Genomic DNA, 13,892 nt, shown 5'->3' with positions numbered 1-13,892 from the left:
CACTAATAACAAAATGTTTTTATATATTTACTGCCATTTTTTAGCAGTCTTGGCATAAGGCCATAGCTTTTGAGTGAAGTCAAATCAATTTCTCAATCTTTTTTACTTATTTTTTCATCAAGAAATTAAGATATTAACAGATACTTATTTTATCTAATTGAAAATTAATTCTTTATGTAAAAGAAGTTGTTACTATTTTAGAAATAACATCAGTAGAAAAACCTAACTTGAGTAAATTATTTGCAACTTTCATTTCCTCTGTTTTGTAAATCTTTTCTTTGTAAATTTGCTTTCTTTGCAATAGAAATTCTACCAATATATTTAGCTCATCTCGTGATTCCTGATTGTCAATTTTTTTATATTCTCTTGCCAAACTTAATAATTCATTTTCTCCTTCACAATCACTTTCTTTGTATTCCTTTATTAGATCTTCAGCATCTACTGACAATTCTTTTGCTATTTCCCATAACCTTTCACTTAAAATGGTGACACTACCTTGTTCATAGTGATGTATCTGTGAGGGTCCTATATTAAGCTTTTTTGCCAATTCTTCTTGTGTATATCCTCTTATTATTCTCCACTTTTTTATCTCTTGTCCTCCGTTTGGCTCGTATCTCTCTTTATCAGCATATTCTTCAGTTGATAAGCCCGTTGCTCGATAGATAATGTCATTATCAAACTCTGCCTTAACTAGATTCTTTGCAATTCTTATTCTTGCTGCTTTTATATTACTTTCTTCTTCAGCTCGGACAGACTTGGTTAATACATAAATTGCTTTGTGTCCTCCTGTTTTTTCTATGAAATTATACATTTCCTGGCTTCTAGCTTCATCAAAACAACAGCTCTCTTTTAGTACTTTTCGTCTTGGAAAGAGATTTCCAACAGGAATTGATAATGCCCCTGCTAATATTTTTAACTTTTCAATTGGAATGCCACATGTTCCTTGTTCATATCTTAGCAGTGTATGATAGTTTATGTTTGCTTTGCCTGCTAAGTTTTTCAGGGTATATTTTCTTTTTAACCTCCAGCTCCTTACTTTTTGCGCTATTTGGTACCTTATGGAAACAGTAGTATGCTTTGCCATACAGAAATAGATATTATACAGGTTAATACTACCAAATAAAGATATACAAAATGTTTGCATTTTAGTTGAATATTTCTTCACAACTGTGTATAATTATTAATGCTTTTTATCTTACTTTCTCATGGCTCTTTCGAAGTTTCTCGATCCCAAGAATGATATATCGTTCAAGCGCATCTTTGGTACTGAAAAAAATAAGGACATTCTTATTCACTTCCTTAATGATATCCTTGGCTTCACTGGCAAAAGTACAATAAGGGATATAGAGTTCTTAAGTACTATTCAAGACCCTGATATTGCTTCTAAAAAACAAAGCATTGTTGATGTTCTTTGTAGGGATGAAAATGGGCTGCAAGTCATAGTCGAAATGGTGCGACCTGAAAGTCTTCGGTCATATTGTTTAAAAGGAGAGGAATTCATTCAGAAAGAAACTGAAAGGATTCTAAAACTTATTAAACCAGATGTTTTGCCGTCTGAGTCTACGCATCAGTGCGAATCGGGCAACCGGTTGGTGCCAAGCGATGCGGACAATGAACCTCCTCTTGAAAAAGAAGATGCTCAATCGTGAGAGGGGCATAAACTGCAAGCATCATGTGGTTGGAGGGCTAGGCTAGTGGTATGGTGAACGTAAGTGAAGCTTTATAAGTACCGATACGATGAAAGAGCTAAAGATGCTGATAAGCTCTGACCAAAAGGTAATGTGGATAAGTTACATTTTTCATTTCTAGATGTACGCAAATAATAACTCCACCGGTATAGAGAAGCCACCTAACCCACTGTTGTATGACTGGAGAAACAGGGTAAGCCTGTATTTTCGCCTACATGGCAAGCAAACCGCAAGGAATGCTGATGGAAGTGCAGGTAAAGGAGAATGGAGAAAGCGAATGCCATTTTGTAACGAAATGGATAGAATTTGTAACATTAATTCGCGTGAAAACGAGCAGACTTCCATTTGGTCCCTCGTGACAAGAAACTTTGTTAACCACTTAAGGTAGGAAAGCAGATGATTACAAGTAAACCTGTAAGTGCATCTACCGAAAGCTTTGAAGCATGGAAGCAATTGCCATGGAAGAAATGCCAGAAAGTTATTGTGAGGCTACAAAGACGTATTGTTAAGGCTGTCCAAGAAGGAAGATGGGGTAAGGTAAAAGCTTTACAACATCTTCTCACACGCTCTTTTAGCGGAAAAGCTTTGGCTGTTAAGAGAGTAACTGAAAACCAAGGAAAAACCACAGCAGGTGTAGATCGTCAACTATGGTCAACTTGCAATGCTAAATTTCAAGGAATAAAGCTGTTAAAACAAAGAGGATATAAACCTTCTCCGCTCAAACGAATTTATATCAGTAAATCTAATGGCAAAAGAAGGCCTCTCGGTATACCCACGATAAAAGATAGAGCGATGCAAGCATTATATCTGTTTGCTCTGGAACCGATAGCTGAAACGATCAGTGATCGTCACTCCTATGGCTTTAGACCTAAAAGATCCTGCGCGGATGCTATTGCTGCTTGTCACTTATTACTGGCAAGACGCAATCGACCACAATGGATACTAGAAGGTGATATCAAAGGGTGCTTTGACAACATTAACCATGAATGGCTTATGAAGCATATTCCTATGGAAAAGAAAATTCTTCATAGATGGTTAAAAGCTGGTTTCCTAGAATCGAAAACTCTGTATCCCACAACTGCTGGCACTCCGCAAGGAAGTATAATTTCTCCAATACTAGCTAACTTTACCTTAGATGGTCTTGAACAGTTATTAGAAAGTCGCTTTGGTAAATTAGGTAGCAAAAGAAGAGGAAAAATCAGAAGTGGAGTGAATGTAATCAGGTACGCAGACGACTTTATTATTTCAGGTTTCACACATGAAGTACTGGAAAAGGAAGTTAAGCCTTTAGTATCATCTTTTCTTCATGAGCGAGGTTTAATTCTGTCAGAAGAGAAGACAAAGATTACATCTATTACAACAGGGTTTGACTTTCTTGGTTGTAATGTACGTAGATATAATAAGAAGTTAATTATTAAACCTTCGAAAGAAAGTATTAAAAGACTTCTTAATAAAGCACGTACATTGATAAAAGCAAATATAGCGAACACTCAGGCTATAGTAATTAAGTCACTCAACTCTCTACTGAGAGGATGGGGAAATTACTATCACCATGTGTGTGCTAAAAAAGCGTTTAGAAAGATCGACAATGAAATTTGGCATAGTTTATGGAAATGGGCAAAGAAAAGACATCCTCGTAAAGGATTACGTTGGATAAAGAATCGTTACTTCAAAGTAATGGGTCAACGCCAATGGGTTTTTGCTGCACCCATATGCAAGAACAAACCAAAAGAGATACGGTATTTAAGACTGCTTAAGCTGATTGATATACCTATCAGACGACATGTTAAAATCAGAGCGGATGCAAATCCCCTTGACTTAAAATGGAAAAAGTATTTTGATGAGAGAGTGAAACGAACAAGAATGTTAGCAAGCTCCTTTTCAAGAGAAGGTTCTCTACTGTTGGTGTCACCATTAAGAATGATGTTTCCTGAGGAATCATGAAGGACAAGCCGGTTCTAGAAAAGAAGAACTTAGATAAGGGGCTCAAGCGTAGTGTGGGGAAACCTGCATGCTGCGTTTCTAAGGGAGGGGGTAGTAGTAATACTGCTTCCTTACCTGACCAGGTCGCTAAAACTAAGGGCTTTGAAAAACGTGCTCAATACTATGCTGCTAAAGCCTATTCAAGACAGGCTGATAAAGGCGATCAATATCATGACCTTAAGGAAATTATCTTTATTGCTATAGCAGACTGTATTTTATTTCCTGATAAGTCTGAGTACAAATCAAAGCATACTATTCGCGATGAAGATACTAATGAGCATGATCTAAAAGATTTTTACTTTATATTTATTGAGTTACCTAAATTTCCAAAAACCAAAGAAGATCAGCTTTCAAGTATAGTTGAAAAATGGGTCTACTTCTTTAGATATGCAGATGAAACTAGTGAAGAAGAGCTAGAGAGAATAATAGGAAGTGATCTAATAATTGAAAGAGCATATGAAGAACTAAATAGGTTCAACTGGTCAGAAAAAGAATTTATAGCCTACGAACAAGAGATCAAACGTATTCGTGATGAACAGGCTGTCCTTGCTCAAAAGCTCGATGATGCTAAACATGAAGGCATCCAAATCGGCCATCAAAAAGGTAAAATTGAAGGTAAAATTGAAGTTGCAAAAAACTCACTTAAGGCCGGTGTCTCTATTGATGTTATCGCTGAAATCACTGGCCTTTCTTTCGATGAGATTAAGAAATTAATTTAACCTTATCCCGAGTCAAATGGCCTTGAACTGAAGCATTACTTAAATAACTTTGAGGCTCTAAATTCATTTGCTTTGCATCATCAACTTCTAATCTACCATCTCTGTTGTGCTCTATTGATTGATTTAATGTTACATCTAGCCCCTTATTAAATTCAATCATAAACTTGTCAAATTTCTTCGGACTTAATTTACCAGCTTCTCTACTAGGACATGCCTTCTCTATATATGAGCTTAAAATCCCTGAAATCTCATTAAATTTACCACTCATGACTTTTCTAGTAATCTCTTTCTGCATTCCCATATAATCAATATTTAACAGGTGCATTGATACACCACTTTTCAATCCAGCTTGCTCTACTACTTTCTCAAATCCCTTTGTAATATTGAGCGCATAGCCCTGTGCTTCTAGTGGAGATATAGACTGATCTGCTGTAGAAATATACTTTTGACCTGTAACTTTTCTAATTAATAAATCAAGTAACATTATTGTACCATTAAAATCAACCTGTGATAGATAGTGATCTCCCATTTCTAGTATTATATTTCCGCTACTAGGTTTAAATTTAACAGGTGTTTGCCTTTCACGCATTTGTTTTATATTTGCATTTACATAATCGATGTTGTCTCGAAAGAAACCTCCATTTTCTTGTTTTTTATCTGTACCATCAGATGGTAGTGTGGTACTTGTTGAACTACTACTACTTACCGAAGCTTTGGCAAATTGCTCATCAACTTGTGGTATTGAACTTGCAGTATTTGATGCTTCCTCAGATAAAGCAGCTCTAAAACCACCTACAGAACCTTTTACCCACCCAAACAAACCATTTATCCATGAAGATGGTCTTGTGCCACTACTTGCTGCTATCTCAGGTTGACCACTCGAATCTAAGGATTGACTTAGCAAATAACGGCGGTTACGTTGTACAGGTTTTTCTCTTTCTTCCTTGATTTCTTTTAAATATCCTACAACATTATCATGTTTTTGATCGATAGCAATGTCTAAAGGTGTTTTACGATACCAGTCTTGAGCATTGATATTAGCTCCTAAGCTTACAAGGTATTCTACTACATCGAGACGACCACCCTTGGAAGCCCAATGTAATGGTGTCCACCAATTCCCATGAGATCTGTAACCATCTTCCCAATTAACATCCACTCCTTTCTCGACAACAAAAAATTTTACAATATTTTTATGACCATGAAAAGCAGCAATATGTATAGGAGCCTGACCATCTGTAGTCTCATATTTCTTAGAATAGAAGCCAGCACCTTTCTCTACAAGGAACTCAGCAGCCTCTAAGCTTCCAGCTTTAGCAGCATAGTGTAGAGGTCTCCAATAATCATCACCACAATCATTAACATTTTCTCCTTTTCTAACAAGAAAACGTAGATTTTCCATATCATTATTTTCAGCAGCAAAATGCATAGCTTTTTTACCACGGGCATAATCTCTACTTCTTTCTTCCAAATATTGAACGATATCTGTATGTTCTGCACCTCTAGCAATGTCTATAGGTGTTTTACGATACCAGTCTTGAGCATCGATATTAGCTCCTAAGCTTACAAGGTATTCTACTACATCAAGATGACCACCTTTGGAAGCCCAATGTAATGGTGTCCACCAATTTCCATGAGATCTGTAACTATCCTCCCAATTAATGTCTACTCCCTTCTCGACAACAAAAAACTTTACAATACTTTTATGACCATAATAAGCAGCAATATGTATAGGAGCCTGACCATCTGTAGTCTCATATTTCTTAGAATAGAAGCCAGCACCTTTCTCTACAAGGAACTCAGCAGCCTCTAAGCTTCCAGCTTTAGCAGCATAGTGTAGAGGTCTCCAATAATCATCACCACAATCATTAACATTTTCTCCTTTTCTAACAAGAAAACGTAGATTTTCCATATCATTATTTTCAGCAGCAAAATGCATAGCTTTTTTACCACGGGCATAATCTCTACTTCTTTCTTCCAAATATTGAACGATATCTGTATGTTCTGCACCTCTAGCAATGTCTATAGGTGTTTTACGATACCAGTCTTGAGCATCGATATTAGCTCCTAAGCTTACAAGGTATTCTACTACATCAAGATGACCACCTTTGGAAGCCCAATGTAATGGTGTCCACCAATTTCCATGAGATCTGTAACTATCCTCCCAATTAATGTCTACTCCCTTCTCGACAACAAAAAACTTTACAATACTTTTATGACCATAATAAGCAGCAATATGTATAGGAGCCTGACCATCTGTAGTCTCATATTTCTTAGAATAGAAGCCAGCACCATTCTCTACAAGGAACTTAGCAGCCTCTAAGCTTCCAGCTTTAGCAGCATAGTGTAGAGGTCTCCAATAATCATCACCACAATCATTAACATTTTCTCCTTTGCTGAGAAGAAACTCTATAATATTTTTATTATTGCTCTCAGCAGCAACATGCACAGGTCTTTTACCAGAGTTATCTGCAGCATTAATATTGGCACCTTTACGTATAAGGTACTCTACTACATCCAGATGGCCACTCCAAGAAGCCCAATGTAGTGGCGTCCAGCCGTCTTTGTCAACCTCATTAACGCTTACCCCTTTATTGAGAAGAAGTTCTATAATGTTTTTATTATCGTGCTCAGCAGCAATGTGGATAGGCTCTCTGCCATAAACATTTTGAGCATTAATATTAGCTCCTTTGTCAACGAGGAGTTGAGCAGCCTCTAATTGACTAAATCTAGCAGTGTAGTGTAACGGTGTCCAACCATTTTTATCAATCTCATCAACACTGACTCCCTTGCTGAGAAGAAACTCTATAACATTTTTATTATTGTTTTCAGCAGCAACATGTACAGGTTTTTTACCAGAGTTGTCTGCAGCGTTAATACTAGCCCCTCTGTCAACAAGAAACTCAGCAGCCTCTAAACCTCCTCTCCATGCAGCATAGTGTAGTGGTGTATTACCTACCCTTTCAGTATCGTCGATGCTTACTCCCCTGCTCAAGAGAAACTCTATAATGTTTTTATTATTGTTCTCAGCGGCAATATGTATAGGTTTTTTACCATAAATACCTACCTCTTGAGCATTAATGCTAGCACCTTGATTGATAAGCTCCCTCACTTTATCAAGATTATTTTGCCTTACAGCATTAAACAGCTGCTCAGTCGATAAAACTAATTTTTCCTTATTAAATTCCACTATAACATCTTCTGAGTTACAAATAGAAGCTATACACTTTGAGTTAGAAACTATTGCATCATTAAAAGCAAACATCATTTCTCTTGCCGGTTGATAAGTATTCCAGTTCTCTACTTTTACAAGAGTGTTATTTTTATGTGATAGCAATAAGGTATCATTTATAACTCTCATATTGAAATCTAATATAGACTTATCTTTCAAATCAACTAAACCAATATCATTCTTGTTAACAGGTTGATTATGATAAATCTGTAACCCTTGCTCATCTGGCTTATAATATCTGAAAGAACTAAATTCATCAGCTCTTTCTCCAAATTCTTCTGGTTCCATAATTTTGTCGCTCAACTCTATGGATAAATCCCAGTTTTTATGAACAGAAGAATAGTAATCCGATATTGATAATGCTCCTCTATCTGATAACAATAGCAAATCATTATTTAGCTTCAAAAAAAGAACTTTTTCTGAGTCAAATGTGAAACAATTATGATGATTTAAAAGGTTAGTACCATTAACACTAAATCTTCCATCTACTTTTAAGCTATGAGAGCAATAATCTCGCTCTAATTCTCCATTCTGAAGTTTGTAATATTCTTCCCCATTAAATGTAACTGTAACATCTTTATAATTTGATAGCAGGGTTATATTTAGGCCATTTTTGTTAATCTTTATTTCTCCTTTATTATCTTCTATAAATGGCATATCATTTAACGTACTATTTAGTAGACTAAAATCTAATATACCATTTGCTTGAGCAATCATAATATTAGCGTTTCTGTTATCGAAAAGATAAAGATGGCTTATATTACTTGGAGCTTTCCAGTAAAAATTATGGTGATCCTCATCAGGGTAAAAAATATGATTACTAGAACTACCTACAACACCATGATAATTAGTGTTTAATAATTGCTTTGTAATATTAAAGTTTGAATTGTCCATTTTTTGCAGATTATCCAACTTATTATCTAATTTTGTTATGTGCACATTTGTTACTCTATCAGTATTAATGTCTACTTTTGTTGGAGTTACAAACAAACCATCTGCTGTTTTTACTGATGTTTGTTTATCTACACTTATAAAAGCTCCACTTTTATTGTAGATATTTGTTATATTATTAGCATGAGTCATACTACCTATATCACTAAAATTTATTGGCAATAACACCAACCCTTTTCCACGAATAGAGTCACCAAAATAACCTTTTATTGTAGTAAAGTTTTTTGCTGTTATTACATCATTTCCACCTTTACCGTCTACATAACCTGCATGAGAAACTTCTATATGATTAGCTTTGCTACTTCCAATGACAGAGTGTATATTCTCTGAATCTGCAAAATTACCTCGTGTTACAACTATATTATTTTGTCCAGTAGAAGATCCACCTAAATTACATACAAAATTATCCTTTGCTATGTAGAAGAAATTTGTTCCTTGTTTATGAATATCACAATTACTTAACTGATCTGTAAAATAATACCTGTTCTGTACACTAGACCCCTGATTATCGATTCCATAACTATTAAGTAGTATATTCTTACCATTAAAAATAACATCAATAGTATAATTAGAAGTCACATTTATAAAAGCATCATTATTAGGTATGTAAAACAACATATTTGCAGGCAGCCTAGAAGAACTGCTTTTACTATACATAATTGCATTCTGGCAACCAGGCAGATACTCTTTTAAAGAAACTTTTTTCACTGTTGTAGACAATACCATATTCTCATACTCTGATCTGTAACCGCATTGTGCCACACCTTCTACTCTTTGTAAGGTTTTTTCACTTATCACTGTTAGATCAACATTATCCCCTTTAGGACCACAAATAGCACTATAATTTTTCATTGTACTTGGAAGAAGCCTGCTAATATGGTTGTTACCACTCTTTACATTGAGAGAGATATCTGAAACACGTGTTATCAATCGAAAATCAAATTTATTATCAACTATTCTTGTGTGACGGAAACAAGGAGTTATTCCCAAATACGCAGAAGCATCATCTGATTGCATCACCTCTCTTTTTCTCCTGAAAATAGACCCATCAAGGTATTTTTCTTCTGTAAGAAGTATAGAAGGTAATGATATGGCTATTTTATCATAACTACCCTTAAATTGATCTAAGATCTTTGATATATACTGTTTATATATTTCTTCTGCTTGCAGATCATTTCCTATATAATCTGGTAGTTTTTTACTAAGAAAGAAATCCCAATAAAGATCATGCTTTTCCTGATCTGTAAGACTCATTTGTTCTGTTAACTTTTCTACTTCAAGCTCTGCTTCTACAAATTGTGATATGATAATAACAGCAACTGAAATAGCAGCTCCAACCGGACCGGCAAATTCTCCTATTACTCCAGCTTCCATACCTATAGCCGACATTGTTTCAGTAACAACTGCAGGTACATCTGCAGCTATAAAAATGGAATTAGTTGCGATGTTTAGGTCAGCAATCTTTACATCTACAGGATCTGTTGCATTTTCCCTTGCTTTTATCGACTCCGCTAACCCTAAAAATGCTGCAAAGTTACCTATAGCACGTCCCATAACTGGAGCAAATCCCTTTAGCATCTGAGAATCAAGCTTTGTTCCTAACTCTAACATTTTTCCAGAGATTTTTTCACCAATCTTTGGCATTACCCAGAGATTTAATGCATCATAACCTAGCCCTTCTACATCTCCATTTGCTATATGTTTACCAACTAAAAATACCGTAAAGGCAAGACCTGCACCTTCTGCTACTTTCCCTATTTTTTCTGCTACTCCAGACCTTCTCAGGATATTTTTCATTTCTTCTTTATTTTCTATGTTGTCCTTCATCTCCTTCACAATATCCCTAATCTCTGGATCTATTGAACTTAGATCTATATTTTTAACTTTTGCGATAAATGCTTCTTCAACATTTTGGTCTATAGTTTCACCTCTAGATATTCGCTCAGAAACCTTGAAAAGCTGATCATAAAACTCAATATTCTTTACTCTTTCTGCTACCTTGTCAGCATTAAACAACTCTTTGATACGTTGTTCTTTTTCCTCTTCTGTAATCTCTTCTTCATCAAACGAATCCTTGCAGGCCATATTTACACTTCTTTCTCTTCTTGGTTTTTTACTTGGTGGATACTCTGGTGATGAAGGTTCTCTTTTTTCTCCTTTAGAACACTGCCCTACAGTAGGTAACATATGAACTGAACTATGAACTACACCAACAGGAATAAATCCTTCCTTAGCTGTCCTACTTGTTAAAATAAGTTTATTTGGATTATTAGATCCTTTATCGAAAACAACACCGATAAATTTCACCTCATCACCATCTGTGAGTGTTTTATAGGTAACGCCCTCTTTATACTCTTCATTTATTTGATCATTTGCTTCCCTCAATAAAGCTTTAGCTCCTTTGCCCTGCCTTGATGTCTTAAGTTCTAATCCTATTGGAGTGTACTCCTCAGCATTTCCACCTTGAGCTACAAACTTAATACCATGAACTAGCATATCAATGCGTTCCCCTCTACCAGTTTGAAACTCAGTTAAAACTAATGCTCTAGTTTCTGGTGATTCTTGTAATTTTAGGTCGCTATAATAACTAAATACTCCATTCAATATTCCCTGGAAATGAGCTTCTTTATTAACGAGGCTCTTAAAAGGGAATATTCCTTCTCCAATTTTTTCTAATAATCTACTATATCCTCCTATTGATAAAGATTGAATATCTAATGCTCTATCGAATGTTTCTTTTAACTCATTAGGATAAGGAACTTCTTTGAAAGTACCTTGAAATCTATTATCTCCGTTGTTGTACTCTTGTAAAGAATTGTATTTTTCAGCCCAAATAGTAAGATATCTTTTAAAATCTGACTTGTATCTAGTGTCAAAATTAAGATTTAATTCAACTATTTCCCTATTCCCTATTTCTCTATTTAATCTATCAAGAGGGAGCACTTCATTTAGCATGTTCAGAACATCTTTTCTGTTAGCTTCAATAATATTTATCACATAAACCAATTTCTCTGTATTTTCTGGAATAAGCACCATTGTTACAACTGCATGGCTTGCATCAAGATTAGCCGATAGTCTTTCTCTGGCTCTTTCAGCTGCTGGACGTCTAAGCCTACGAAGATTAGGATGCACTTCAGTAGGTATATTGCCTCCATAGATAAAAATGTATTTTTTTAAACTTGTTCCTGAATCTTCACTTAATAATAACAATTGCCCTAGTAAAAACCTACTAAAATAATGATTATCTCCCTTTTCCGGTGTACCAGGAAACGTGTGATAGATACGTTCCATATTATTTTTTATTCGTTTTTTTAGCGCATTTGTGTAGATTTCTTGCGTATCCCAATCATCAGCAGACTTTAATATATCTTGAAAAAGAGGAATTACTCTCCCCTCACGGCTCGACCCTCCGATATTAGAAATAGGAGATGAACTATCAAGATTGACACCAACACATAAAATTTCGTCCGCAGTGGTTAAAACCCGCATAACATTTGGTTGGAAGCCTTGTGCATACCTCTCTGCTTGTTGCAAAGCCTTATCTGGAGTGGCATTAGGACCTGCCCCTGCTTTTAATTCAATAATAATGGGAATAGAGTTTAATGCACGATCAGGACCACGAGCTAGCAGGATAATATCTGCATAACCCCTTCCTGCAAATTGCTCTGGATAAACTCTAAGATTATACCTATAGTGGAAATTCATGAAAACGCCTACCATAAATCCATGATGTGCTGCTTCACGTGCACTATTATCATAGACTACTGATTCTACATATTCAGAATGAACGTTATTAATTTTTTCAAGAACTTTTTTTAAAGACCTGCTAACTGTTTGCGCATCAGAATCAGATAGCTTCGCTATATCACCTTCGGGATTATTCCATATTCCTTTCTCTACTTCATGAAATTCTTTACCAGCAGGGGAATCAAGTATCTCTTTAACTTCCATATTAACAAAAATTCCATCCTTTCCTTTGTAGATCTGTACTAATCTGGATTTTATTCTATCTTGAATTTCATTCTTAATATTTTGCTCAACGTTCCGATCTCTAATCTTACTCCTATCTATATTATTTCTTAATATGCTCTCCAACTCATTAACAGTAAACTGATGGCCACGCTTACCTTCTGAAATGGAAAATAAATCTATATTATTAATAGCGTCTTCAGCATTTCCAATTTGACCATTTTTGACAATAGCTACTTTTAAAGTTTTCGAGGTATCAAAACTAAAATAAATCTTTTTAATATTTAACTTTTCTGCAATCCCTGTATCCAGCAAAGTAGAAAAGCTTCCTAAGAAGAAGTGCGTAAAAAATCCTGCTTTTTCTACAGAGTGTAAATAAGATGGAACCTGATCCACAAATGACTGAAATCTCGGTTCAAAAGATTTAAAGTCCTCATCTTGCCGGCTTATACCAACTCCTTTACCTGCTTCCTCTATTAATAACTGTATTAATTCAAAATCTTGTGGTCTTCCTTTACCCATGACTTTTTTTAAACCTTTCGCAAGCTCTACATCATTATCAACATTACCTCTCTCAAGACCAAAGTTATAATGATTTCGTTTACCTGGTGCGCCAACATGAAATAACTGTATTTGAGTATTTCCATTTTCATATCGACTTTCAGTTGCACCAGAAACACTAATCCTTGCTCTGAGCATTTCACTCATTGCTTTTATTTCAGGTTCACCTCCCCAAGCATTAGGTTTCCGCATGTTCTCTAAGTAATTATCAAAATTACCTTCAACAAAATCTCTGAACTCATTTTCATGATCACGTATATAATCAACTACTCGGTTGCGAAACACATTTCTTACTAAGTTTGCAAATGTATCATCATAATTGGCAGTACTTAAATTCCTTACCAAATTCCTAATAAGATCTAAATTTTGAATTACAGCTCCTTCATTTCCAAATAGTACTTCATACCTTTGTCGAAATAAATCATCGTCGTTTCTGACAGGTATTAAGTAAGCCATAGTAACAGACCAAAACAAGCAACTACCATCTCCTGGAACATCGATTCTCTTAACCTGACTTCCACTTTCGGAATCAACATCAGATCTACGATAACGCTTAAGTTGAGAAAATTCTTTAGCTTGCTCTATATATTGTATTTTACCCGATGATTCGGTAATTTTTGAATTAATGCCTCCTTTTTTTAGATGATCTATTGGATACTGTATCTTGAACATAAAACCCCCTTCATTATATTAAACTCACTATATCAAGCCTAATTAATATAAGCTGTTTTTATCTATATACTAATTTATATATAATATGTGTATTATAATGCAATATCTTTTTGACGAAAA

At 35.2% G+C, this 13,892-nt stretch carries 4 protein-coding genes and 1 pseudogene; 3 read left to right on the top strand and 2 right to left on the bottom strand.

Features of this window, described 5'->3' with window-relative positions; all coding sequences use genetic code 11:
- Nucleotides 1–172: 172 nt before the first annotated feature.
- Nucleotides 173–1,084, bottom strand: a complete 912-nt coding sequence (wmk, locus tag MJ631_RS01410) for a WO male-killing family protein Wmk (RefSeq protein ID WP_262986540.1) — start codon at nt 1,082–1,084, stop codon at nt 173–175.
- Between the two features lie 121 nt (nt 1,085–1,205).
- Between wmk and MJ631_RS08065 the strand changes: the two are divergent.
- The 3 genes and pseudogenes from MJ631_RS08065 to MJ631_RS01395 all read left to right on the top strand — a co-directional run.
- Nucleotides 1,206–1,451, top strand: a pseudogene (locus MJ631_RS08065) (PD-(D/E)XK nuclease family transposase); the annotation flags it as partial.
- Between the two features lie 633 nt (nt 1,452–2,084).
- Entirely contained in the window at nt 2,085–3,632 is a 1,548-nt protein-coding gene (ltrA, locus tag MJ631_RS01400; RefSeq protein WP_019236826.1) for a group II intron reverse transcriptase/maturase, read from the top strand.
- The gene (locus MJ631_RS01395) at nt 3,629–4,390 is read left to right on the top strand and encodes an Rpn family recombination-promoting nuclease/putative transposase (RefSeq protein ID WP_262986538.1); all 762 of its coding nucleotides are present in this window, start codon (nt 3,629–3,631) and stop codon (nt 4,388–4,390) included. Before ltrA ends, MJ631_RS01395 begins: the two co-directional genes overlap by 4 nt.
- Here MJ631_RS01395 and MJ631_RS01390 read toward each other — a convergent pair.
- A complete protein-coding gene (locus MJ631_RS01390) occupies nt 4,374–13,772 on the bottom strand; it encodes an ankyrin repeat domain-containing protein (protein WP_262986537.1) in 9,399 nt (3,132 codons plus the stop codon). The two genes, MJ631_RS01395 and MJ631_RS01390, sit on opposite strands and share 17 nt — an antisense overlap.
- Nucleotides 13,773–13,892 lie beyond the last annotated feature (120 nt).

This window comes from Wolbachia endosymbiont of Oryzaephilus surinamensis, from assembly GCF_025617515.1.
GTDB lineage: Bacteria > Pseudomonadota > Alphaproteobacteria > Rickettsiales > Anaplasmataceae > Wolbachia.
This window is presented reverse-complemented; position numbering and strand designations above follow the sequence as displayed.